The following is a 23,608-nucleotide window of genomic DNA, read 5'->3' as shown; positions in this document are numbered from 1 at the left end:
CGGCGCCGGCCGCCGCGAACATCCCGCCGAGCACCAGCCAGCCGGGCGTGCCCCAGCCGATGACGAGCGTGGTGAGCAGGACCGGCCCCGCCATCCTGGCGACGGCGGTGCCGGAGCCGAAGAACCCCTGGTACTGGCCCTGCCTGTGGGCGGGCGCGAGGCCGAAGCCGATCTCCCAGGCGCCGGCGGCCAGCAGCATCTCGCCGAGCACCTGCAACAGCGCCGCGGCCAGCAGCAGCACGACCGTGTCGCCCTGCGAGAACACCAGGCACGACACGAACAGGACCAGGCCGGCCAGCCGTACCGAGCGGGAGGCCGAGACCAGGTCGCGCACCCTGCGCGCGACGCGGACCTGGAACAGCACGACGCACGCGGTGTTGAGCACCAGCACGGCGGAGACGGTCCACGCGGGCGCGTCGGTCCGCTGGACGATCCACAGCGGCAGCACCAGGCTGATCAGCGGCCGGTAGAGCAGCATGACCGTGTTGAGCAGGGTGACCACCGCGTAGGGCCGGTCGCGCAGGACCGCGAGGCGCGGCTCTCCCTTCACCCGCGGCACCGCCGGTACGGCGGGCATCCGGGTGAGCACCGCCGCCGCGACCAGGTAGCTCGCCGCGTCGACGGCGAAGACGGTCAGGTAGGCCGCCGTGGTGTCGAAGTGGAGCGCGAGGCCGCCGAGCCCGGCGCCCACGGCCAGCCCGGCGTTCAGCGTCGACTGCAGGACGGCCCGCACGTGGGTGCGCCCGGCGGGCGGCACCAGACCCGCGAGCAGCGCCTGCTGCGCCGCCGACAGCCCCGTCTGCGCCGCCGCGTAGAGGCAGACGGCCAACAGGAACAGCGGGAACGAGCGCACCAGCAGGAACGAGCCGACGCCCGCCGCCGTCGCCACGGCCAGGAGCACCGCCACGCCGCGCGGCCCCCGCCGGTCGGCCAGGTGTCCGAGCGGGACGCCCGCCACCGTGCCGACGGCCCAGCCGATGGTCAGGCCGAGGCCGATCTCGGCGGGCGACAGGCCGGCGATCCGGCTGAAGTAGAGGGTGGAGGTGACGACGTAGGCGCCGTCGCCGATGGCGTTGGACAGCTGGGCGAGGGTGAGGAGGCGGCGGGGGTTCGTCACCAGGCGAGGCTACGGGCGCGACTTGGCCGTCTGTAAGCTCCAATTTCGAGCTAACTGATGGGGCCAAGGTGGACTTCCACGTCAGCCTCTCCGGCAGAGGCGATCTGGCCGCGCAGATCTACCGGCAGGTGCGCGACGCCATTCTCGACGGGCGGCTGAGGCAGGGCGAGCGGCTGCCGCCGACGCGGGAGCTGGCACGCGGCCTCGACGTGGCCCGCAACACCGTGGCCGTGGCCTACGAGCGGCTGATGGCCGACGGCTTCCTGGTGGGCAGGGCGGGCGCGGGCACGTTCGTCTGCGCCCCCGCCAGGGTCGAGACGGGGCGCAGGGCTCCGCAGGGAAGCGGCGTGCGGCCGCGCGCGGTGTGGCGGTCGATCGCGCCCCTGGCGGGGCGGTCCGCGCCCGCCTTCGACTTCACCGTCGGCACGCCGGACCTCCGGCTGTTCCCCCTGGAGACGTGGCGGCGGCTGGTCGCCAGGGAGCTGCGGGTCAGGGTGGCCGGGTACCTGCCGCCCGAGGGCCACGAGGGCCTGCGTACCGCGATAGCACGCTATTTCGGGATCTCGCGGTCGGTCAGGGCGGCGCCGGACGACGTGATCGTCACGCAGGGCGCCCAGCAGGCGCTCGACCTGATCGGCAGGGTGATGATCGAGCCCGGCGACTGCGTGGCGGTGGAGGAGCCCGGCTACCCGCCCGCCCGGCGCCTGTTCCGCTCCCTGGGCGCCCGCGTCGTGAGCGTTCCCGTGGACGCCGAAGGGGTGGACGTGACGGCCGTTCCCACCGCCGCCAGGCTGGTCTACGTCACGCCGTCGCACCAGTTCCCGCTCGGGACGCCGATGTCGCTGGCCCGCCGTACGGCGCTGCTGGCGTGGGCGGCACGGCGCGACGCGCTGGTGATCGAGGACGACTACGACAGCGAGTTCCGCTTCGAGGACCGGCCGCTCGAACCGCTGCAGAGCCTGGACCGCAGCGGCAGGGTCGTCTACGTCGGCTCGTTCTCCAAGACGCTGGCCCCGATGCTCCGCCTCGGCTTCCTCGTCGCCCCGGCGTCGCTCCAGCCCGCGCTGCGCGCCGCCAAGCAGCTGACCGACTGGCACAGCGAGACCACCACGCAGGCGGCGCTCGCCCGGTTCATCGACGAGGGGCTGCTGGCCAGGCACGTGCGCAAGGCCACCAAGGAGTACGCCGCCCGGCGGGCGCGCATCGCCGCCTTCCTGGACGACCGGCTCGACCTGGTGCCCTCGGCGGCGGGGCTGCACCTGTGCGCGAAGGGCGAGGTCGATCCGGCCGCGGCGCCCGAGGTCGCGGCCGAGGACCTGACGACCTACTACGCGGGCCCCGCGCAGCGGGGGGTCGTCCTCGGCTACGGTGGCATCTCACTCGAACACATCGACGAGGGACTGCGCAGGCTGTTCGCGGCCGGAGACAGGGGGCGACGGTGAAGGATCTCGGCCTGCTGCGTGAGCGCCGCTTCGCGTTACTGCTGGCGGCCAGGTTCGTCTCGGTCCTCGGCAGCGCCTTCGCGCCCGTCGCGCTCGCCTTCGGCGTGCTCGGCCTGCCCGGCGCCGACGCCACCACGCTGTCGGTCGTGCTGGCCGCCGAGGCCGTCCCGATGGTGGTGTTCATGCTGGTCGGCGGGGTGATCGCGGACCGGTTGCCGCGGAACAGGGTGATGCTCGCCGCTGACGCGACCAGCGCGGCGGCCTTCGCCGCCCTGGCCCTGATGTTGCTGACCCGCTGGACACCCGTGCCGGCCCTGGTGATCGCCGCGGCGGTCAGCGGCGTCGCGATGGCGATGATGTATCCGGCGCTGACGGGGATCGTGCCCGACGTGGTGCCGTCCGAGCGGCTGCAGACCGCCAACGCCCTGCTCGGGCTCGGCACGAACGCCGGGCGCGTGATCGGGCTGGTGCTCAGCGGGGCCGTGGTGACGCTGGTGGGCAGCGGGTGGGCGCTGGTCGCCAGCGCCGTGATGTTCGCGCTGGGGGCGACCTGCGTGGCGGGGATCAGCCTGCCGCCCGCGGAGCGGATGCTGACCCCCGGTCACTCGGTGCTGGCCGACCTGCGCGACGGCTGGCGCGAGTTCATCTCCCGCCAGTGGCTGTGGGTGGTCGTGGCGCAGTTCTCCGTGATGGTGATGGCGATGCAGGGGGCGCACGGCGTGCTCGGCCCGCTGCTGGCCAAGCAGAGCCTCGGTGGCCCGCCGGCGTGGTCGGCCGTCCTGGCGGGTGAGGCGGTCGGCATGATCGGCGGGGTCGTGGTCGCGATGCGGCTGCGTCCCCGGCGGCCCATCCTGCTCGGGACGCTGCTGATGATCCCCACGGCGCTGCCGTACCTGCTGCTGGGGTTGGGTGCGCCGCTGTGGACGGTGGTGCTGGGCGCGGTGCTGATGGGTGTCTGCATGGACGTCTTCGGGGTGCTGTGGCAGACCACGATGCAGCGGGAGATCCCGCCCGCGTCGCTGTCGCGGGTCAGCTCCTACGACGCGCTCGGCTCGCTGATGTTCGGGCCGATCGGGCTGCTGGTGGCCGGCCCGGTCGCCGTCGCGACCGGGCCCGCGCCCGCACTGCTGGGCTGCGCGGCGCTGATCGTCGCCGTCGCGCTGGCCGCGCTGCTGTCGCCGGGGGTGCGCGGCCTCACCGCCCGATGACACCACCGCCGCAGCCGCCCCGCCCGTGGAGAGCAGGGCGGCAAGCCCCCCTAGAGCAGGGCGGCCAGGGCGGCGGCGGTCTGCGGATGGGCGGCCAGGAGCGTCGCCACCTCGCGGTTCCCCTCGGCGACCGGCGGCCCGCCGGCCTGCTGCCACTCGCCCGAGCAGCCGAGCAGCGCGGCGAGGGCGTCCGTGGCGGCGGGGTGCGCGGCCAGCAGCTCCCCGACGGGTCCTGCCGCGACGGCCGCGGGCACCGCCGGAGCGGCCTGGGCCGACCAGGGCGCCACCCACGCGTCGACGGCGGCCAGCGTGCCGGGGAAGGTACGGCCCGCCTCGCGCACCAGCACGGGCACGAGCTCGGGCGCCTCCTTGCGCAGCGCGGCGATCAGCTTCGGCAGCCACGGGATCAGCACGTCGTCGGGCAGCCGCCCGAACGCGCCGGACAGCACCTCGACCACGAAGGACGTCAGCGCGGGAGCCGACTCCAGCGCCTGCACGAAGCCGGAGACGTAGAGCGGCACCGACGGCACGACGAGCGGGTTGTCCAGCAGGTCGGCGGTGAGCGCCCGCAGGTCCGCCATGGACAGCAGGCCCAGCTGGAACTTGGCCGTCCACAGCAGCGCCACCTTCGGCGGCGCCTCCGGGTGCGACTGCTGCACCGCCAGCTCCAGCTGCGCCCTGTCGCAGCCCAGGGACAGCGCGAGGCTCTCCATGGAGAACAGGAAGCCCAGCATCGCGCCGACCTGCCTGACCCCCGACTCCTCGTCGACGAAGGCCGTGGGCAGCAGCGTGCAGTAGTGGGCGTAGCCCGCGGTGACGAACGCCTCGCACCAGGCCGGCAGCCCGTGGCCCGCCGACCGGTAGTAGGCCAGCAGCCGCCGGATCCGCCGCAGCACCTCGGGGGCGTCGTCCACGGTCCGCTCGGCGGCCAGCAGCTCCACCGCCCGCGCGCCCAGCTCCTCGGTGAACCTGCGGCTGCCCAGGAACAGGAGTGAGTCCTCGACCGCGGCGAGCACCGTGGCGGCGGTCGCCTTCTGGTCCCACGCCGCCGCGCGCAGCCGCTGCTCCAGCACCTGCTCGATGGTCACGCCCTCGTAGCCGAGCTCGATCAGCTCCCGCTGGTACTTGCCCAGCCACAGGTCCCAGCTCTCCTGGATGGACCGCTCGCCGAGCACCCGCGAGCCCATGATGGGCTTCACCGCGCCCTCGGGCAGCAGGTAGCGCAGCATCCACAGCAGGTCGGAGCACGGCACCAGCTCGGGGTCGGTGTCGAGGTTCATCAGCGCCCTGGACAGTGTGCGCTTCTGCAGGTCGAGCCCGAGCGGGGCGAGGCGGTCGAGCACGTCGCGGGCCAGCGGCGGCAGCGAGTCGTAGCCGACCTGGCCGATCCTGTCGCCGCCGAGCATGATCTCGCACAGGCGGCGCACGTCGCGCCGGCCCGGCACGACGTCCTTCTCGATGCAGGTGACCGCGGCGTCCTGGAAGTCGTACGGCGTGGGCCGCTTCCTGTTGCGCATGCCCGCCAGCAGGATCGACGTCTCGTACACGGCGATGGCGTCGGCGGTGCTGGACTGGTAGCCGTTGCGGCGGGCCAGCCGGACGATCTCGACGCACCAGTCGAGCAGCTCGGCCTCGTCGAAGCTGTCGAGGGAGGGCGGCTGCCGCAGGAAGTCCGACAGCCGGTCGCTGACGGGCCTGGGCGTGGCCGGCGTGGCCTTGCCCTTCCTGGGCTTGCCGCCGAGCCTGAACGGCGTGACGCCGGTGCGCTTGACCGCCTTCTCCCACGTCGCCGAGGCGATCGACACCGAGCCTGGCGCCAGGGCGAACTGCCGCTCGATCTGCGAGTGGCTGGAGGGGATGAGGCCGTAGAGCCACTGCGTGGCCGTACGGGGGGTGATGTCGAGGTGCTCGCCCATCACGGGGCTGGCGGCGTGGAAGGCGCCGCACACGTACAGGCAGGTCGCAGGGTCGGCGCCGGTGGCGGCCAGGTGCTCGCGCATGCGGGTCCACATGTAGCGCTCGCGGTCCTCGTCGACCTCGTTGCCGTCGGGGCGCAGGCGCCGGAACAGGCTGCCGATCAGCACCATGACCTGGCGGTAGGTGTCGTAGTCGGCGCCGGAGAGCGGCTGCTCGACGTACTGGTCCCACCACTCCGACCAGTGCCGCACCTTGCCGTGGTGGAGCAGGTGCTCCTCGAGTTCGGCGAAGCGGGGGCGCAGGTCGCCGATCTCGACGCCGACCGTGTCGACCACCGGTTCGACCGTCTTCTCCGCGGCCGGGTCGCCGTCGCGCTCGCGCGGCGCCCACTGGAAGACGTGGTCGACCGAGCGGTCGACCAGGACGATCTCCACGCCGGGCGTCTGGAGCGCGTAGGCGATGGCCTGGTACTCCGCCGACGATTCGGTGATGGGCGCGATCACGCTCAGCGGCGCCCATTCGGCGGGGAAGCCGTCGATGTCGGTGGCGAAGGCCTGCAACGCCACGGGCAGGCGGCAGTTGACCAGCTCGTCGAGGACGGGCCGCAGGTCCTCGCACAGCTCCAGGTAGATGACCTTGGGCTGCTTCTCCCTCAGCCTGCGCACCATCGCCAGCGCGGAGGCCGGCGAGTGGTGGCAGACCGGGAAGATCTCCAGCTCCTCGGCCAGCGCCCGCTCGACGTCGTCGACCATCCCGGGCAGGATGCCGACGCCCGCGAACTCCTGGGCCGCCGCGGCGAGCTGCTCGCGCAGCGGGTCGAAGGGACCGCTCATGAGAGCGTGGCGATCGCCTGGCGGCCGCCTTCGAGGAACTCCGTCCAGTCGCCGCCCTCCTTCTTGCTGCGCGGCTCGACGACCCCGTGCCAGTACTTGTTGAGGATGGCGAGGTCCTCGGGGCTGCGCCGGGCCAGCGAGGTGACCAGCGAGCCGGCCAGGGTCTGGGCCCGCAGCCTGGTGTCGCCGAAGAAGGTGCTGTGCAGGATGGCGTCCTCGAGCACGCCGATCTGCTCGGCCGTGGACAGCGCCGACTCCAGCTTCTCGTCGTCGCTGGTGGCCGAGGCGGCCGCGGCCCGCAGGTCGGAGAAGCTCTGCAGCAGGATGTCCAGCAGCGTGGGCGGCACGTCGAGCTCGATCTGGTGCCTGCGCAGCAGCTCCGTCGTGCGGAAGCGGACGATCTCCGCCTCGCTCTTCTTGTTGGTGACGACGGGGATGCGGACGAAGTTGAAGCGGCGCTTCAGCGCGGAGGACAGGTCGTTGACGCCCCGGTCGCGGCTGTTGGCCGTGGCGATGATCGAGAAGCCGGGCTGGGCGAAGACGATGTTGTCGTCGCCGTCGGGGAGCTCGGGGATGGAGACGTACTTCTCCGACAGGATCGAGATGAGCGCGTCCTGGACGTCGCTGGTGGACCTGGTCAGCTCCTCGAAGCGGCCGATCACGCCCTGCTCCATCGCCGTCATGATCGGCGAGGGGATCATCGACTCGCGGGACTGGCCCTTGGCGATGACCATGGAGACGTTCCACGAGTACTTGATGTGGTCCTCGGTGGTGCCCGCCGTACCCTGCACGACCAGGGTGGAGTTGCGGCAGACGGCGGCGGCGAGCAGCTCGGCCAACCAGCTCTTGCCCGTGCCGGGGTCGCCGATCAGCAGCAGGCCGCGGTCGGAGGCCAGGGTGACGATGGCGCGTTCGACGAAGCTGCGGTCGCCGAACCACTTCTGCGGGATCTCGCGCTCGATCCCGTCGGAGCGCTCGGAGCCGAGCACGAAGATCCGCACCATGCGGGGGCTGAGCCGCCACGAGAACGGCTTGGGGCCTTTGTCGATCGACTCCAGGTAGTCGAGCTCGTCGGCGTACTTGGTTTCAGCGGGTGCGCGCAGCAACAGGGTCTCCTAGGAGAGAAAGCTCTTGAGCTCGAACACAAGTTTGCGGATATGTCCGGAAATTACCGGAGTGCCCAGGTCCTTGAGCTTCTGGCGGAACCAGGGGTCCACGCTCGCGTGACCCGAGCTGTTCACCGAGCCGACGGGGATGAACTTCACCCCCGAGCGGTGGATCGACTCGAAGTCGGTGATCAGCGACCGGTTGTCGTAGAAGTCCGAGATCCACACCATGACGGTGTTGCGCGGATCGGTGATCTTCGGCCTGGCCAGTGCCATGGCGGCCGTCCCGTCGGTGCCGCCGCCCAGCGTCGTGCGCAGCAGCACCTCGAAGGGGTCGTTCACCCACGGCGTCAGGTCGAGGGCACGGGTGTCGTAGGCGACCAGGTGCACGTCGACCTTCGGCAGGCCCGCGAAGATCGAGGCCAGGATGGTGCAGTTGACCATCGCGTCGACCATCGAGCCCGACTGGTCGACGACCACGATCATCTTCGCGGGCGTCGTCCGCTTGGCCGTGTGGCGGTAGAACAGGCGGTCGACGTACAGCCGCTCGTCCTCGGGGCTCCAGTTGGTGAGGTTCTTCCAGATGGTCCGCTCGAGGTCGAGATTGCGGAAGACGCGCTTGGGCGGCACCGACCGGTCGATCGTGCCCGCGCTGGTCTTCTCGACCTGGGTGCGCAGCACCTCGGCCACCTCGTCGACGAACCTGCGGATCAGCGCCTTGGCGTTGGCCAGCGCGATGCCCGACAGGTTGGCCTTGTCGCGCAGCAGCTGCTCGATGAGCGACATGCTCGGGGTCAGCTGCCTGGCCAGGTTGGGGTCGGCCAGCACTTCCCTCAGGTGCATGCGCTTCACCAGATCGGCCTCGATCTGGCCCAGCTGCCCGGACTCGTCGCCGATCACCTGCTGGAAGCAGGCCGCGTCCTTCTTCCACGTGTCGAGCTGGGTCGCGGTGACCGTGCCCGAGCCGGTGTTGAAGACGTTGAGCAGCAGCTTGCTGACCAGGGCGGCCTTGCGGACGGAGTCGAGGTCGTGAAGGTTGTCGAGCTGGTCGCGCAGGTCGGGGAAGCGCTGCGTCAGGTTGTCGATCGAGATCGACGGGTCGAGCAGCGCCGCGGGCAGTCCGAGGTCGTCGACGATGGCGACGCCGGCCGACTCGAGCGAGGGCTGCTCGTCGGGCTCGAACAGCCGCGCGAGGAGGCGCCAGTAGAGCACCTGCCTTCTGTTCTCGTCGCTCATTTCCGCAGCAGCCGTCCCGCTCGTTCCCGCAGCACGTTCACGGCCTCGCCCGCCTTGGTGGCCTTGGGGCTGAGCGCCGGCTCGGCGTTGTGCGGCGCCTTCTTGCCCTTCTGCACCGCCAGCGGCTGCAGGACCCAGCGCCCGCCGTCCCACCGCATGAGGCCGACGCAGGCCGTGGCGCCCGCGGCGAGCTCAGGGGTGATCGGTCCCGCGGCCGTCAGTCCTTCGATGTCGTAGTCGGCGAGCTTGCCCTCGATCAGCACGGGCTCGGCGATGCGCACCGGGTGCCGCTCCAGCGGCGCCACGCCGGGCGCGACCGCCTCGGGCAGCAGCACCCTGGCTGTCACGAAGGGGTCGGCCGGATCCTGCAGCGCGACCTTGTCCTCCTGCCACAGCAGGTCGCCCCCGCTCAGCAGGGTCAGGCCCCTGACCTCGACGGCACGCTGCTCGGCCAGCGCCTTCAGCAGCAGCGGGTAGCCGCCGAGCAGCGGCCACAGCGCGAGCCCGACGATCGTGTCGACCTTGGCGACGACCACGCTGGTGCGGACCAGCAGGTTCTGCCCCGTGGTCTCCAGGACCCCGTGGACCTGCACCTGAACGGCGGTGCCGTGCTCCTGCACCTCGACGCCGAGGATCAGCAGCCGTCCCGACACCTCCTCGGCGGCGGCCTCGGGCCAGCCGCCCTGCGACAGCAGCAGCGCCCTCGACCACAGGTCGGCCCAGCGCCGCGCGGGCAGGTGCTCCATCGTCGCCACGGGAGCCGACGCGCTCAGCTCGGCGGCCAGCCCGTCGAGCAGGACGGCCAGGCGCCGGGAGCCGGGGTCGGCCAGCAGTCCCTCGACCACCTGCGAGGAGGCGGAGACCAGGTCGTGGTCGACCCCGCGCCAGCCGGTGATCGCCAGCTCGCTCAGCCACGACCGGCAGCTCTCGGCGGCCTTCGAGCCGCTCTCGCCGGCGACGTGCTCGGCCCGCTGCCGGCCGAGCGCGGTGTCGAGCTGGCCGAGGAGCGCGTCGTGGACCGCGCCGAGCAGCGCGGACCGGCCGGCCGCCAGCACCGTCAGGTGCTCCTCGCCGATGGAGCCCGCGGCGATCTTCTCGGTGGCCTCGGCCACGCGCTGACCGACCGGCGTCGTGGCCAGCGCGCCCGCCAGGGCCCTCAGCCGCTCTCCTCCGGACCGCGCGAACCCGTGCGTCAGGGCCTCGTCGAACCCGGTCACGACCTCGAGGGCCTCTTCGACTCCCGCGGGGGGAGCGTCCAGTCGCATCAACGGAACCAATGCATCTCGGGGACGGGCATGGTGGACTCCGGCACTTCCAGATAGGCCAGGTGGCGCAGGAAGCGGCTGAAGACCATGGCGGCGGGAGCCGGCGCGTGCTGGCCGTGCAGCTTGCGGATCAGGCGCTCGCCCTCGCCGACCTCGACGCGCAGGTACCTGGCGACCCGGTCGAGGCCGTACTGCACGATCGCCTCGTCGACGAGCGCTTCCAGGTGCTTGCACGGCCCTCCGTACAGGCCGCCGCACGGGCGGTTGTTGTTCGTGCTGCAGTTGAACTCATGGGTCGTCGCGGCGATCGACGAGACGTACACCCTCGCGATGTCGGAACCGCTCGACACCACGCCCTGCAGCCGGCCGTCCGCCAGTTCGACGAAGGGCACCTTGGCCAGTTTGCGCGGTTGTACGGGTGCGATCACCCGTACGGCGCTACGTATTTCCCACGCGGGACTGTCCGCGTTCACGACCTCGACCTCCAGCCTTGTCGGCATGCGGGCGATCAGTGAGTCGGTAACTTACCCCATTCCCGATACGTCCGGACACGCTTCTCGATCATGCGGGAGGCCGATATCGCTACCACAAAAAGCCTAGATTCAGGGAAGCACTTCCAGACCGAGCGCGCGCCGCAGGAACTCCAGCTGGTGGAGCAGGACGTTCTCGGACAGCGCCTGATGGCTCACGCCGGAAAGCGGAAGCACCTCGTGCGGCCGGCCCGCCGCCAGCAGCGCCGCCGACATCCGCAGCGTGTGCGCCGCCACCACGTTGTCGTCGGCCAGCCCGTGCACCAGCAGGAGCGGACGGCTCAGCGACGCCGCCTCCCTGATGGGCGAGCTGCGGTCGTAGGCCTCGGGATGCTCGTCGGGGTGGCCGAGATGGCGCTCGCGGAAGTGGGTGTCGTACAGGCGCTGGTCGGTCACCGGCGCCCCCGCCACCGCCGCGTGGAAGACGTCGGGACGGCGCAGCACCGCCATGGCCGCCAGGAACCCGCCGAACGACCAGCCGCGGATGCCCACCCTGGTCAGGTCGAGGCAGGGCCGCAGCCGCGCCGCCTCGTGCAACCCCTCCACCTGGTCCTCCAGCACGGGCCCCGCCAGGTCGAGGTGGATGGCCCGCTCCCACGCGGGACCCCGGCCCGGCGTGCCCCTGCCGTCCACCGCCAGGACGGCGAAGCCCTGCTCGGCGAACCACTGCGACACGTACACCAGCCACGACAGCGACGCGGTCACCTTGCGCATGGCCGGCCCGCCGTACGGGTCCATCAGCACCGGCAGCGGGCCGTCCTCCTCGCGGTGCCACGACGGCAGGAACAGGGCGGCCCTGAGGGCCCGCGGGCCGAGGCTGAGCAGTTCCATCCTGGGTTCGAGCACCGGGCGCTCGGCACGCGAGGCGATCTCGACCTCGTCCTCCTCGCGCCGCACCGTGACGCGGGCGCCCTTGGTCGTGTGGGAGACGAGGACCGTGGCGCCGCCCCGCGTGGCGCCGCCGTGCACGCCCGGCTCCGCGCTGATCCTCCGCAGGCCGTGGTCCGGGTCGTGGGCCCACAGGTGCGTCTCGGTGGGCTCGTCCGACGCGGTGAACAGGACGGTCTCGCCGTCCACGGCAAGGACCTCGTGAAGCTGCAGCCCGTCCGGCGTGACGGGGTGGCCCTCCCGCAGCAGCGTGCGCGTGTCGCCGAGATCGGCGCAGGTCAGCAGCGCGCCGGAGGCGGTGCGCGCGGGCAGCCCGCCGACCAGGGTGACCCACGCGGCGTCCCGCTGCTCGGCCAGCACCTCGACGGCGCCCGTCGCGGCGTCGACGCCGAGCACCTGGACGTGCCGCTGGTCGCGGCTCTGCACGGCGGCGTAGGGCCCGAAGGCGTCCCAGCCCGCGGCCGTCAGGTACTCGAACGCCTGGCTGTCCCACCGGACGGCGACGCCGTCGCCGTCCAGGTCGGTGATCCACAGGCTCACGTCGGCGTTGGCGGTTCCCACGGAGGGGTAGCGGATGGCGACGGGCGGCCGGGTCGGGTCGGCCGGGTCGGACACGTACCACCGCTGGACGGGCGTGGTGTCCACCCGCGCCACCAGGAGGGACCGGCCGTCCGGCGCCCACCAGTGGCCGCGGCGCCTGCCGATGGACTCGGCCGCGATGTGATCGGCCAGCCCGTAGGTCACCTCGGGACCCTCCGGCACCGCGATCGCGCGATCGGCCGAGCCGTCGGCCGCCACCACCCGCAGCTCGCCCCCGCTGACGTAGGCGACGTTTCGGCCCGTCGGGTCGGGACGCGGGTCGGCCACCGGCCCGGCGGCGGGCAGCTCGCGGACCTCGCCGTCGCGGGTCCTGACCGTCCACAACCGTCCCGACAGCGCGAAGGCCAGCAGCTCGCAGGCGCGGTCGGCGGCGTAGCCGACGATTCCCGACGACAGTTGGCGGGCGCGCTCGCGGCGGATCCGCTCCTCGGCGGTCAGCCGCTCCTCCTCTCCCGCCAGCAGGGTGAGCGGGTCGGCGAGCAGCCGTTCCCTCCCGGTCGCGACGTCCAGCGCCCACAGGCAGGAGACGGGGTCGTCGCCCGCCCTGGTGCGCAGGAAGAAGACGGTGCCGCCGTCGGGCGACACGGTGAAGGCGGAGGGGGCGCCGAGGGTGAAGCGTCTGGTGCGGGCGATCTGGTGAGGCAGTGAGGTGCCGGTCATTCCACTTCCTTCGGTACGGGAAAGTACGTCAAAAGCAGAATGGCCGCCCCCGTCACGCGGGAAGCGGCCTCACCATCGAGATCATTTTACCACGGCGCTCACGTAGTACAGCATCGGCGGCAGGGTGCCCCTGACCTTGACGCTGCCTCCGGCCGGCGGGATCAGCTCGTCGAGCACGTCCTCGGGGCTCGGCTGGAGGGCGTGCCGGGTGACCGGCCGGGCGAGCGTGGCGGCCAGGCCGGTGGTCGGCGGGCTGAACTCCACGATCAGCAGCCGCCCGCCGGGCCGCAGCACGCGGGCCATCTCCTGGACGGCGGCGCCCCGGGAGGCGGCGGGAACGTGATGCACGGCGAGGCTGGAGACGACGACGTCGAAGGAGGCGTCGGGCAGCTCCAGCGCCTGGGCCCGGCCCACCAGGTAGGAGCAGGCGCCGGGCGCCCGCGCCCTGGCGTACGCGATCATCTTCGGTGCGGGGTCGACACCGGTCACCTGCCCGCCGGGATCCACGAGCGGGGCGAGCACGCGGGTCAGGTAGCCCGTGCCGCAGCCGACGTCCAGCACCCTGTCGCCGGGACGGACGCCGGACAGCGCCGCGATCCGCGTGAACACCTCCCTCCGCCGCCCGAGGAAGGCGATGGAGGAGAGCAGGTCGTAGGCACGCGGATGGTTGATCGTCTTTCCGACGTCCGGGTCCCGCATGGCGATCACCCCATGAGCGGGGCAGCGGCTCTGCCCCAGCTCTTGAGGTCCCTGCCGGACGGGCGCAGCAGCAGCATGGCCGCGTCGTCGTGCAGCGGTCCGGCGACGTGCGCGACCAGGTCGAGGCGCAGCGCCTCGAGCGCCGCCTCCGGGTTGTCGTCCTTCAGCAGGAAGGCGCGCTCGGCCAGCGGGTAGAACCCGCCCTCGGGGTCGCGCGCCTCGATCACCCCGTCGGTGTAGAGCAGCATCTGGTCTCCCGGGCGGAACCGGATCCGGTACGGGAGCGGACCCTCGACGTCGAGCGCCCCCATGCCGAGCGGCGGCGCCGTCTCGTCCGGCTCGGCGAAGCTGACCTGCCCGCCGGGGTGCAGGATCAGCGGCGCGGGATGCCCGTAGTTGAGCAGCGTCATCGTGCCGTCGGGGGTGGCCTCCAGCAGGACGGCGGTGACGAAGTCCTCCCCTTCGAGCCGCCGGTTGAGCGCCTTCTCCAGGCGGGTGCTGACGCCCAGCAGGTCGGGCTCGTCGTGGGCGGCCTCGCGGAAGGCGGTCAGGACGATGGCCGCGGTCTCCACCGCCTCCAGGCCCTTGCCCTGCACGTCACCGAGGATCACCCTGACGCCTTTCGGGCCCGCCGCCACCTCGTACAGGTCGCCGCCGATGCGGGCGTCGGCGGCGGCCGAGGAGTACGAGAGCCCGACCCGCAGGTGTCCCACCCGCCGCGGCAGCGGGCGCAGCAGCACCCGCTGGGCCACCTCGGCCACCGACCGCACGTTGGCCAGCTCGCGCTCGCGCCGTTGCCTGCCCACCGTGGCCACCAGGCTCGCCGCGGTGACGCCTGCGATGACCAGCAGGCTCTGGTAGCTCTGGCGCGACCCGACCAGGTTGTCGTGGGCGGCCAGCAGGAGGGAGAGCACCAGCGCGATGCCGCCGATGACCACGGTGCGGCGGACGGTCCCCACGAGGCTGGCGAAGGCGGGGCCGAGGGCCAGCAGGGAGAAGAACCCGAACTCCGGTCCCGACAGCAGGCTGAGCACCGCCACGATCCCCATCATGGCGTACGGCAGCGCGGTCATGATCAGGTGTGCCGCGCGGTTGTCGGCGGCCTCTCCCCCTGGTCTCACCATCGCATGCCTCCACAAACCCCTGGTCAACCTCCACTCAACCGCCGACCAGACTTCCCGGCACACCGCGCCCGCTGTAACAAGCGACAAAGAGAACGGAAAACAACTATCCAGACATAGGGGATATACGTGACTTTCCATACCAATGGAACGGCGCCGCCCCCGGTCAGGGGCGGCGCCGGGCCGTGCGTGCTACTGGCGGGTCACCTTGACGTCGTCGACGCCCGCCTCCACGAGGCTGGCGCCCGAGGCGTCGGCCGCCTCGACCAGGATTCGCACCGTCTGCCCCGCGAACGACGAGATGTCGGCGGTGGACGAGCCCCACGCGCCGTCACGGTCGGAAGCGGCCCCCAGCTGCTGGAACACCGTGCTGGTCGTGCTGCCCACGACCTTCACCCGGAAGAAGTCGGAGCTGGAGGAGTTGCTGCCGTGCGCCAGGTACCACGAGAACGACACCCGCAGCACGCCGGAGGCCGGCAACGTGATCGGCGGCGACTGGATCGACGTGGTCCCGCCGTCGACGTCGTGATCGCCCGCGGCGGCGCCCGCCAGCCGTCCGGTGACCAGGTCGTTGACGCCGCTCGCCGTCGTGCCCACCTGCTTGGTGCCGCTGGACGTGGTGGCCTCGGGGTCGCCGCGCTCCCAGAGGCCGGTCGTCGCGGTGTCGGTGCCGCCGGGGTCGGCGGTCCAGCCCGTGGCGGTCTCGAAGTCGTCCGACCACACGGTCGTCGGCGGCACGGCCGTGCCGAGCGTCCACACCGCGTACGCCGCCGCGTCGGCGTTGCGGTCCAGCGCCGTGTCGTTGATGTTGCTCGTCGTGTCGCACGAGCGGTGGTAGCAGGGGTCGAAGGCCTGCCCCGCCGTACCGCCCCAGAGCTGGGCCTGGGCGCTGGACTTGATGCCCTCGGCGCCGGTGAACGTGCCGCCCGCGGGGATGCCGCGGGAGATGAACGGGCCGTAGTCGGAGCGGCCGTCGAAGTCGGTGCCCCTGGTCGGCACGCCGATGGAGGCGAAGTAGTCCTGCAGCGTCCGCTCCAGCTCCGCCGAGCCCGCCGGGCCGGGACCGGAACCGACGCCGTCGGAGTTGTCGCCGTCGTAGACGAAGTAGCCGGCGTTGGGCGAGCCGACCATGTCGAAGTTCAGGTACCCCTTGATCTTGGCCCGGTCGGTGGCCGACAGGTTGCCGACGTAGAACTGGGAGCCGCGCAGGCCCAGCTCCTCGGCGCCCCACCAGGCGAACCGCAGGTGCTTGGTCGGCTGCAACGCCTGACGCGACACCTCCAGGGCGGTCTCCAGGATCGAGGCGCTGCCCGAGCCGTTGTCGTTGATGCCGGGACCGGCCGTCACGCTGTCGAGATGGGCGCCGACCATGAGGATGTCGTCGGGGTCGCCGCCGGGCCAGTCGGCGATGACGTTGTAGCCGGTCGCGCCGTTGTAGGTGAACGACTGCAGCGTGGTCTGGAACCCGGCCGCGTCGAGCTGGGCCTTGACGTAGTTGGCCGAGGCCAGGTAGCCGGGGCGGCCGTGGGCGCGGTTGCCGCCGTTGCCGGAGGCGATGGACTGCAGCTGGCTGAGATGTGCCTTCACGTTGGCCAGCGAGATGTTCGGCGGCGCCAACTGCACGGCGGCCGCCGAGGCGGGCTGGGCCTGGGGCGCGGCCAGCGCGAGCGCGGCGGCCACGACCAGGAGGCGGGACTTCATCGGTTCCTCCGTGGGGGGTGGACAGAGGGTGCGATGGAGAGAGGGCGGTTCCGGTGGGAGACCGCCCTCCCTCACGGGTGTGCTCAGCTCGCGGCGCTACCGGTGGTCGCGGCCGATACGGCGGCGCGGGCCGCCGACGCGGCCTGCCGGTCGGGGATGTCGCGCGTGTTGAAGGCGTAGCGGGCGACGGAGTCGGCGATCGCGTCGGCGTTGACGTCCAGCGCCGTCGCGTTGATGTTGGCGATGCCGTCGCACGCCGCGTGGTAGCAGGCGTCGTAGGCGACGCCCGCCGTACCGCCGAACATGGCGGCTTCCTCGGCGGTCTTGAGCTGCTCGGCACCGGTGAAGATGCCGCCCGAGGGGATGCCGACCGCGATGAACGGGCCGTAGTCGGAGCGGCCGTCGAAGTCGGTGCCGACGGTGGGCAGGCTGCGGCCGGTGAAGAAGGCCTTCAGCTGCTGCTCGATCTCCGCCGATCCGGGCGGGCCCGCGGGCGAGCCGGCGTTGTCGGAGTCGTCGCCGTCGTAGAGCTTGTAGGCGTGGTTGGGCGAGGCGACCATGTCGAAGTTCAGGTAGAGCTTGATCCGGTCGCGCTGCTCCTGGGACAGCTTCTCGACGTACTGGTCGGAGCCGAGCAGGCCGATCTCCTCCGCGGCCCAGAAGGCGAAGCGCACCTTGTTGCGCACGGGGAACTGCTTCAGCTGGAGCGCGGTCTCCAGGATGGCGGCCGAGCCCGAACCGTTGTCGTTGATGCCGGGGCCCTCGGGCACGCTGTCGAGGTGCGCGCCGACCATGACGACGTTGCGCGGGTCACCGAACCTGGTCTCGGCGATCACGTTCTCGTCGGTGCCGAGCACGAGCGTGGAGTCGACCTTGAGGTGGACGGTGGCGCCCGGCGTGCCGGCCAGCGCGTTGCCGACGGCGAAGTCGGCGAACACCATCGGGATCCCGGCCCGCCATTCGCCGAGGTCCAGCGGGTACGCCTCGGTCCTGCCCGGCTGGCCCTCGTTGAAGACGATGATCCCCGATGCTCCCGCCTGGCCCGCGTTGCGCACCTTGGTGGCGAAGGGGCAGGTGCCGCGCTGGATGAGCGCGATACGGCCGGCGACGAAGCCCGAGAAGTCGGACATCTCGCAGCCGCTGGTGGAGGTCGGCGTCGGGGTGGGCGGCAGCGTCAGGTCCACGCCCTGGACCTGCGCGGTGACGTCGCCGGCGGGCGACGGCTGGAAGGTGAAGAAGTCCTCGTTCGGCACGGAGGAGCCCAGCACCGGCGGGGTGTTCTCGGTCCAGCTGTCGACGTAGTTGATCGGCTGGAGCGTGACCTTGTAGCCCGCCTTGCGGAGCTTGCCGGCCACGTAGTCGCGGGAGGCGTCGTATCCGGCCGTCCCTGCGGCGCGGTTGCCGCCGTTGGCGGTCGCGATGGCCTGGAGCGCGTCCAGGTGCTTCTTGACGTTGGCGCCCTGGACTTTCTTGACCAGGAGCTTGGCGAACGCGTCGTCCACGGGGCCGGCGGCGGCGGAAGGGACGGCGATCGCGGAAAGGGGGAGGGCGAGGATGGCGGCCGTGGTGATGGCCCTGCCTAAGGACAGGCGCATGAAGCTCCTTCAAAAAGAACCGGGCGTGCGCAAGATCCCCCGAGCGCACGCCTTTTGGAACGTACCTCTTTTCCCGTTACGCGCCTAGTGCCGCAGATTTGGTCATTCGCGACGTGTCAAGTCCATGCTCCAGTTCGTGATCCAGGTGCGCTCGCCGTCCACGGAGAAGGCCTGTTCCCAGCGGGCCGACCGGTCGGAGATGTCCGACCACACGAAGCGCACCCTGACCGGACGGCCCGCGTGCACGTCGTCGCCGTGGAACTCGCCCCTGCCGGCCGCGAACCCGCCCACCACCGGCGGGAACAGCCGGCCGGTGCTGCTGCTGGCCCAGTACAGGGACCAGCACTCGCTCTCGCGGTCGTACAGCCGCACCGTGAGACCGCTGACCCCCTTCGTGGGGAACTCGATCTCGTCGATGTTCGCGCCGCCGCCGAAGTGCCGGGAGGCGCGGCTGACGCCGGGGAACTCCTCCCAGTCGGTCGCCTCACCGAGAAGGCACGACTCCTCGAGGAAGTCGGTCCGCCGCCGGTTGGTGACGTCCCAGGTGCCGGTCAAGAAGTCGAAGTCGCTCATGCGGTGGACGGTAGGCCCCCTCCCCTGCCATCTCGTGTCAGTGAACAGACCTCGATCACGACAGGGACGCCACAGTGGGTATGCCTGTAGGTGCCAGTCGCCGGCGCATCGGGGGGTGACCGCCATGGACGATTCCCACGGAATCGAGGGCATGCTCACCGGACTGCTCGACCGCAGCCACACGGCCACGCTGGAGGAGCTGCCCGTGCTGGTGAACCGGTACGCCGCGGGCGCCGGGCTGGAGACGGTGCTGATCTACCTGGCCGATCTCCAGCAGAGCATGCTGCGGCTGCTGGCGGTGCGGGGCGAGCCGGCGGGCGAGGAGCCGAAGGAACTCGACATCGACACCACCCTGGCCGGACGGGCGTTCCAGGAGGTCCGGGTCCTGGGCAAGGCGGGCGCCGACGGCGCGACCGACTGGTGGGTGCCCCTCCTGGACGGCACCGAACGGCTGGGCGTCCTGCGGGTCACCGCTCCCTCCGGCAAGAAGGAGGCCGCGGACGCCATGCGGCACCTGGCGTCGCTGGTCGCGCTGCTGCTGGTGAGCCAGCGGACGCACAGCGACGCCCATCCGCGCGTGGTCCGCTCGCGGCCGATGAACCTGGCAGCCGAGCTGCAGTGGCACCTCATGCCCCCGTTGACCTTCTCCACCGGCAGGGTGGTGGTGAGCGGGGTGGTGGAACCCGCCTACGAGGTCGGCGGGGACGCCTTCGACTACGCCCTGGCGGGCGACATCCTCCACCTGGCCGTCTTCGACTCCATGGGCCACGACGTCTCCTCCGGCGTGACCGCCAACCTGGCCATGACGGCCTCCCGCAACCATCGCCGGCATGACATACCGCTGGCCGCCAACAGCGAGCTGATCGAACGGGTGCTGATCGACGAGTTCGGGCGCGGCACCCGTTTCGTGACCGGCATCCTGGCCGACCTCCACCTCGCCACCGGCGTGCTGACCTGCGTCAACCGCGGCCACCACCTGCCGATCATCATCAGGGGCGGCCGCTGGACGTTCCCCGTGGACTGCCCGCCCGCCCACCCCATGGGCCTCGACCTCGGCATCCCCGTCGTCACGTGCAGGGAACAGCTCGAACCCGGTGACCGGATCCTGCTCTACACCGACGGCATCGTCGAGGCGGGCGCCAGGGAGGGCAGGGAGTTCGGCCTGACCAGGTTCGTCGACTTCATCATCCGCCACACCGCCTCGGACCTGCCCGTGCCGGAGACCCTCCGCCGCCTGATCAAGAGCATCCTGGCCTACCGGAACGGCCGGCTCGACGACGACGCCGCGGTGCTGCTCACCGAGTGGTACGGCCCCGACGACCGCCCGCTCCTCGTGTGACGCGTGGAGCGGGCGGGCCCCCGCTCCACCACCGCCCGCCACGCCATCCGCACGGCGCCGCCGCCGATGTCACTCCGCCCGCGTGTCGCCGGGGGTATCGCCACGCGCGCGCCGCCGCCGGTGTCACTCCGCGCGCGCGGCCGTTCTCCTGGAGCGCAGCCCGAGCAGGACGTCGAGCACGACGAACGCCGCCAGCGAGAGGCCCATCAGCGGCAGGAACCAGCCCACCGCCGCGGCGGCGACGACCAGCGGCGCCAGGACCACCACCGGCACCCGCCGCCAGCCACCCCGCGGGTACGGCGCGCCGAATCCGCGGCCCGGCCGCCGCGCCCACCACATCCGGTAGCCCAGCACGATCAGCGTGATGATCCCGGCGGCCAGCGCGACCAGCAGGATCTGGTTGGCCAGGCCGAACAGCAGGCCCATGTGGCCGTCGATGCCCCAGCGTGCGAGCTTGGCGGCCGGCGGGTAGTCGGCGAAGCGCAGCTCGTCCGTCACCTGGCCGGTCCCCGCGTCGACCGCCACCTGGTCCAGCCGCTGCGGCCACTCCTTGTCGATCTCCTTGACCACGTAGGAACCGCCGGTCTCCTTCGGCCAGACGATCTCCAGCGGGCCGGACAGCCCCCTGCCCGCGGCCGCCTGGACGACGCGGTCCACGCCGGCGTCCGACGGCCCGGCGTGCTGATGGCCTCCCCCGCTGTGGGCGGCGTGGTCGCCGGACGAGGTGGAGATCGACGGGGTCGTCCAGCCGAGCGCGGCGCGCACCTCGTCGACGTTCTCCCCCGCGTACGCCGACCAGGTCAGGCCGGTCGCGGACAGGAAGAACAGGCCGAGCACCGCCCAGAGACCGAGGGAGCCGTGCCACGACAGGACGCGCCGCAGGCCGGTGGCGCCACGCTCGGGCGCGGCCAGTCCGCGCAGGCGGCGCCCCTCGCGGCGGCGCCTGGTGACCCACAGCAGCAGGCCGCCGAGGGCCACCACCCACAGCCAGCTCGCGGCCAGCTCGCTGTAGATCCGGCCCGGCTCGCCCAGGTGCAGGCTGCGGTGCAGCGTGGAGATCCAGGCCCGCACGGGCAGCGCGCCCGAGCTGCCGTAGCTCTCCAGCACGCCGTGCACCTGTCCGGTCGAGGGGTTGACGAAGACGGCCAGCTGGGTGCTGTCAGCCAGTCCGGGAACGTCGAGCAGCACGCGCGTGGTCGTGCCCGGCTCGGCGGGCCGTACCGCGGTGACGGTCCCGTCGGGCCGCGCCGCGCGGGCCGCGGCGATCTGCCCGCTCAGGGGCAGCTGCGGGCCGCCCGTGGGCGCGGTCAGCTCGTGCCGGTAGACGATCTGCTCGATCTGGTACGACGCGGCGTACAGCAGGCCGGTGGTCGCGGCGACGAGCAGGAAGGGGGCGATGAGGACACCGGCGTAGAAGTGCAGCCGCAGCACCAGGGGACGCAGCGCCGCCCAGGTGGCGCGCCGGACGGGCGGCTCGGCCGCCGTCGCCTCGGGTCGCTCGTCGGTGGATGAGGTCATGGTGACGTTTCTCCGTTCGGTGAGAGGGCGCGCCACAACGAGGTACGCGCCGTCTCGGCGAGGATTTCGACGCGTGGCCGCGAGATGGCGGCCACGCCGAACAGGCCCGGCGACACAGGCGGGGCCAGAATCCGGGCAGCGGTGCCCGGTCAGAGAACGGAGAACGACACCGGCGGTCCACGCCGGGAGACCACCACCGCGAACGGCGCGCGCCGCGGCGGGACGGGCCCGCGCCAGGGCGTGACCCGGACGGCCGGCCCGAACTCGATCGGAACGGCCGGCAGGAGGAGCAGGGCGGCCCACGCCATGCTCACGGAAGCGCCCGCCAGGTGCAGCAGCGTCGCCAGGGCCGACTCGCCGCGGGCCAGCCACCAGGCCGAGCCGACCGCCGCCACGACGTGGACCAGCAGCATGCCCAGGCCGGTGCCGTGGCCGTGCGTGGCCGGCGCCGACACCGCGGGCGGGGCGCCGGCGGTGAACAGGTGGTGCATGCCGTACTGCGCGGCGAAGCAGGCCGCCAGGAGCACCTCGACGCCGCACTGGCGGCGGCCGAGCAGGAAGGCCCCCGCCCAGGTGAGGGTCAGGGCCCCGGCCATGGTCTCGAGACGGACGCCCGCGCCTCCGGCCAGCACGTGCAGGACGGCCGACACCAGCACGCACGCCACCGCGAACACGGCGGCGCGCAGCGCGCGGATGAGAGGCCGGCCGACATCCACCCGCTCATGGTGCCATCGATCGACCGCGCCGCCCAGCCCGGTCTCTCACCGCCTTCAGCCGTCGGCGCCACCGGTCCCCCTGGCCGGTGTCCGGTACCTCCCCCGCCAGGGCTTTCGCCGGGAGGCCGTCGGTGGAAGACCGGACCGGGTGGAAGACCGGACCGGGTGGAAGACCGGACCGGGTGGAGGACCGGGTGGCGGTATCCGTCGTGGGGACGGGGTCAGCGGGACTGGCGGGCGCCGCGGCGCCACACCTCCGCGACGGCGCGGGTGGCGGTGATGTCGCTGGTCGGGTCACCGTCCACCAGCACCAGGTCGGCGCGGAGGCCGGGGGCGATCCTGCCGCGGTCGGTCAGGCCGAAGTGCCGGGCCGGGACGCTGGTCGCGGCGGCCAGCGCCGCCTCAGGGGCCAGTCCCGCCCGGGTGAGCAGGAGCAGTTCCCTGTGCATGGCGGCGCCGTGCAGGGGCGCGAAGGCGTTCGCGTCCGTGCCGGCCAGCAGCGGCACCCCGGCCGCGTGGAGCGCCGTGGTCGCGCGCAGGGCGTTGGCGACGCCTTCCGGGTGGACGGGCACGGCCGTGTAGTCCCTGTCGATGGCCGTTCGCGCCCCCTCGGGCAGGCGCGAGGCGATGCGCTCGTCCCGCACCAGCTCGACCTGGGCGGGGTCCTGGGTGATCGTCTCGATGTAGGAGAGCGTGGTAACCACGAAGACGCCGTGCGCGGCGATCCGGGCGGCCAGCTCCTCTGCGGTCGGGTCGCCTGGCTCCCCGTGGTGGAAGACGTGGGCGAGGCCGTCGACGCCCGCGTCCAGCGCGATGACGGTGTCGCGTGCCGTCGCCACGTGCGCGATGGTCGTCAGCCCCGCCGCGTGCCCCGCCTCGACCAGCGCGGCGACCACGTCGGGGCCCATGACCGGCAGGTCCATCCCTGCGGTGCGGCCGTCGTCGACCACGATCTTCAGGTAGTCGATGCCCTCGGCCAGCCGCTTCTCGACGAACTCCGTGGCGTGGGCCGCGTCGGCGATCGTGTCGAACGGCCCGACGGCGTCGCCCAGCCAGTCGAGCGCCCCCGCCTCGGCGGCCATGATCTGGCTCGGGTGCCCGTCCGGCGCGGTCGCCAGGACTCCGGCGCTGCGCAGGTCGGCCACGTCGTCCCGCTCGGCGGCGAGGCGGCGCTGGCGGGCCAGGTTGGACGGCAGGCAGAACATGTCGAGCTCGGTGGTGACGCCGAAGGTCAGCGCCTGGGCGAGCATGCCGTCCGAGACGTGGGTGTGCGCGTCGATCAGGCCGGGTAGCAGGGTCTTGCCCGAGCCATCGATCTCCAGGTCCGCGGGCCGGCCGTCGGAGGGGGCGATCAGGTCGTCGACGATCAGGACGGTGGCCCGGGGCTGGACGCGCTCGCCGTCGAAGACGCTCACGTCGGTGATCAGGGTACGCATGTCGGCACTCCTCTGCAGTGATCTCGCCTCTGATAGTAAGGCGTCTAACTATCAGGGGTAAAACCACCCCCATAGGAGCGCCGTCCAGGCAGCAGCCAGGTGGTGTCA

The 23,608-nt window shown here is 72.3% G+C and carries 17 protein-coding genes and 1 pseudogene; 3 read left to right on the top strand and 15 right to left on the bottom strand.

The window, feature by feature from the left end; translation table 11 throughout:
• Window positions 1-94: 94 nt before the first annotated feature.
• Window positions 95-1,117: pseudogene (locus tag ACWDLG_RS05160) on the bottom strand (MFS transporter); the annotation flags it as partial.
• A gap of 68 nt (window positions 1,118-1,185) precedes the next feature.
• On the opposite strand from ACWDLG_RS05160, the gene pdxR reads away from it, so the two are divergent.
• Both pdxR and ACWDLG_RS05150 read left to right on the top strand, forming a co-directional pair.
• Window positions 1,186-2,559 (top strand): MocR-like pyridoxine biosynthesis transcription factor PdxR, encoded by a 1,374-nt coding sequence (gene pdxR / locus ACWDLG_RS05155; protein ID WP_449916111.1) that lies wholly within the window; start codon window positions 1,186-1,188, stop codon window positions 2,557-2,559.
• Window positions 2,556-3,767, top strand: coding sequence for an MFS transporter (locus tag ACWDLG_RS05150; RefSeq protein WP_449916109.1), 1,212 nt, complete (start codon window positions 2,556-2,558; stop codon window positions 3,765-3,767). Before pdxR ends, ACWDLG_RS05150 begins: the two co-directional genes overlap by 4 nt.
• Before the next feature lie 50 nt (window positions 3,768-3,817).
• Here ACWDLG_RS05150 and ACWDLG_RS05145 read toward each other — a convergent pair whose 3' ends face one another.
• From ACWDLG_RS05145 to ACWDLG_RS05095, 11 genes are all read right to left on the bottom strand, one after another.
• Entirely contained in the window at window positions 3,818-6,517 is a 2,700-nt protein-coding gene (locus ACWDLG_RS05145; RefSeq protein ID WP_449916107.1) for a DUF5682 family protein, read from the bottom strand.
• Window positions 6,514-7,623 (bottom strand): ATP-binding protein, encoded by a 1,110-nt coding sequence (locus ACWDLG_RS05140; RefSeq protein WP_449916104.1) that lies wholly within the window; start codon window positions 7,621-7,623, stop codon window positions 6,514-6,516. Before ACWDLG_RS05140 ends, ACWDLG_RS05145 begins: the two co-directional genes overlap by 4 nt.
• Window positions 7,624-7,632: 9 nt before the next feature.
• The gene (locus ACWDLG_RS05135; protein ID WP_449916102.1) at window positions 7,633-8,859 is read right to left on the bottom strand and encodes a VWA domain-containing protein; all 1,227 of its coding nucleotides are present in this window, start codon (window positions 8,857-8,859) and stop codon (window positions 7,633-7,635) included.
• Complete coding sequence (locus ACWDLG_RS05130; RefSeq protein ID WP_449916099.1) at window positions 8,856-10,124, bottom strand: hypothetical protein; 1,269 nt, start codon at window positions 10,122-10,124, stop codon at window positions 8,856-8,858. The genes ACWDLG_RS05135 and ACWDLG_RS05130 overlap by 4 nt, the downstream gene beginning before the upstream one ends.
• Window positions 10,124-10,624, bottom strand: coding sequence for a hypothetical protein (locus ACWDLG_RS05125; RefSeq protein WP_449916097.1), 501 nt, complete (start codon window positions 10,622-10,624; stop codon window positions 10,124-10,126). Before ACWDLG_RS05125 ends, ACWDLG_RS05130 begins: the two co-directional genes overlap by 1 nt.
• Window positions 10,625-10,726: 102 nt before the next feature.
• On the bottom strand, window positions 10,727-12,802 hold the full coding sequence (locus tag ACWDLG_RS05120) for a prolyl oligopeptidase family serine peptidase (RefSeq protein ID WP_449916095.1): 2,076 nt from the start codon (window positions 12,800-12,802) through the stop codon (window positions 10,727-10,729).
• Window positions 12,803-12,883: 81 nt separating this feature from the next.
• Window positions 12,884-13,501 carry a class I SAM-dependent methyltransferase gene (locus tag ACWDLG_RS05115; protein WP_449916092.1) on the bottom strand — a complete coding sequence of 206 codons (618 nt, stop codon included), beginning with the start codon at window positions 13,499-13,501 and terminating at the stop codon, window positions 12,884-12,886.
• 5 nt (window positions 13,502-13,506) lie between these two features.
• Window positions 13,507-14,625, bottom strand: a complete 1,119-nt coding sequence (locus ACWDLG_RS05110; RefSeq protein WP_449916090.1) for a PP2C family protein-serine/threonine phosphatase — start codon at window positions 14,623-14,625, stop codon at window positions 13,507-13,509.
• A gap of 189 nt (window positions 14,626-14,814) precedes the next feature.
• The gene (locus ACWDLG_RS05105; RefSeq protein WP_449916088.1) at window positions 14,815-16,323 is read right to left on the bottom strand and encodes a M28 family peptidase; all 1,509 of its coding nucleotides are present in this window, start codon (window positions 16,321-16,323) and stop codon (window positions 14,815-14,817) included.
• Window positions 16,324-16,406: 83 nt separating this feature from the next.
• On the bottom strand, window positions 16,407-17,918 hold the full coding sequence (locus tag ACWDLG_RS05100) for a M28 family metallopeptidase (RefSeq protein ID WP_449916086.1): 1,512 nt from the start codon (window positions 17,916-17,918) through the stop codon (window positions 16,407-16,409).
• 102 nt (window positions 17,919-18,020) lie between these two features.
• A complete protein-coding gene (locus tag ACWDLG_RS05095) occupies window positions 18,021-18,491 on the bottom strand; it encodes a hypothetical protein (protein WP_449916084.1) in 471 nt (156 codons plus the stop codon).
• Between the two features lie 124 nt (window positions 18,492-18,615).
• Here ACWDLG_RS05095 and ACWDLG_RS05090 point away from each other — a divergent pair, with 124 nt between their 5' ends.
• Window positions 18,616-19,830, top strand: coding sequence for a PP2C family protein-serine/threonine phosphatase (locus tag ACWDLG_RS05090; protein WP_449916082.1), 1,215 nt, complete (start codon window positions 18,616-18,618; stop codon window positions 19,828-19,830).
• 123 nt (window positions 19,831-19,953) lie between these two features.
• On the opposite strand, the gene ACWDLG_RS05085 is transcribed toward ACWDLG_RS05090, so the two are convergent.
• The 3 genes from ACWDLG_RS05085 to ACWDLG_RS05075 form a co-directional block, all read right to left on the bottom strand.
• A complete protein-coding gene (locus ACWDLG_RS05085) occupies window positions 19,954-21,348 on the bottom strand; it encodes a PepSY-associated TM helix domain-containing protein (protein WP_449916081.1) in 1,395 nt (464 codons plus the stop codon).
• A gap of 149 nt (window positions 21,349-21,497) precedes the next feature.
• Window positions 21,498-22,064, bottom strand: a complete 567-nt coding sequence (locus tag ACWDLG_RS05080) for a hypothetical protein (RefSeq protein WP_449916079.1) — start codon at window positions 22,062-22,064, stop codon at window positions 21,498-21,500.
• A 221-nt stretch (window positions 22,065-22,285) separates the two neighbouring features.
• On the bottom strand, window positions 22,286-23,500 hold the full coding sequence (locus ACWDLG_RS05075) for an amidohydrolase family protein (RefSeq protein WP_449916077.1): 1,215 nt from the start codon (window positions 23,498-23,500) through the stop codon (window positions 22,286-22,288).
• Window positions 23,501-23,608: the final 108 nt, after the last annotated feature.

This window comes from Nonomuraea sp. NPDC003727 (assembly GCF_053586935.1).
Note: the sequence above shows the minus strand (reverse complement) of the source record. Positions and strands in the feature narration are given on the sequence as shown.

Coding starts and splice junctions, on each gene's coding strand:
- ACWDLG_RS05125 (WP_449916097.1), bottom strand. CDS start 10,624: ATGCCGACAAGGCTGGAGGTCGAGGTCGTGAACGCGGACAGTCCCGCG.
- ACWDLG_RS05105 (WP_449916088.1), bottom strand. CDS start 16,323: ATGAAGTCCCGCCTCCTGGTCGTGGCCGCCGCGCTCGCGCTGGCCGCG.
- ACWDLG_RS05120 (WP_449916095.1), bottom strand. CDS start 12,802: ATGACCGGCACCTCACTGCCTCACCAGATCGCCCGCACCAGACGCTTC.
- ACWDLG_RS05095 (WP_449916084.1), bottom strand. CDS start 18,491: ATGAGCGACTTCGACTTCTTGACCGGCACCTGGGACGTCACCAACCGG.
- ACWDLG_RS05100 (WP_449916086.1), bottom strand. CDS start 17,918: ATGCGCCTGTCCTTAGGCAGGGCCATCACCACGGCCGCCATCCTCGCC.
- ACWDLG_RS05135 (WP_449916102.1), bottom strand. CDS start 8,859: ATGAGCGACGAGAACAGAAGGCAGGTGCTCTACTGGCGCCTCCTCGCG.
- ACWDLG_RS05075 (WP_449916077.1), bottom strand. CDS start 23,500: ATGCGTACCCTGATCACCGACGTGAGCGTCTTCGACGGCGAGCGCGTC.
- ACWDLG_RS05090 (WP_449916082.1), top strand. CDS start 18,616: ATGGACGATTCCCACGGAATCGAGGGCATGCTCACCGGACTGCTCGAC.
- ACWDLG_RS05115 (WP_449916092.1), bottom strand. CDS start 13,501: ATGCGGGACCCGGACGTCGGAAAGACGATCAACCATCCGCGTGCCTAC.
- ACWDLG_RS05085 (WP_449916081.1), bottom strand. CDS start 21,348: ATGACCTCATCCACCGACGAGCGACCCGAGGCGACGGCGGCCGAGCCG.
- ACWDLG_RS05110 (WP_449916090.1), bottom strand. CDS start 14,625: ATGGTGAGACCAGGGGGAGAGGCCGCCGACAACCGCGCGGCACACCTG.
- ACWDLG_RS05130 (WP_449916099.1), bottom strand. CDS start 10,124: ATGCGACTGGACGCTCCCCCCGCGGGAGTCGAAGAGGCCCTCGAGGTC.
- ACWDLG_RS05145 (WP_449916107.1), bottom strand. CDS start 6,517: ATGAGCGGTCCCTTCGACCCGCTGCGCGAGCAGCTCGCCGCGGCGGCC.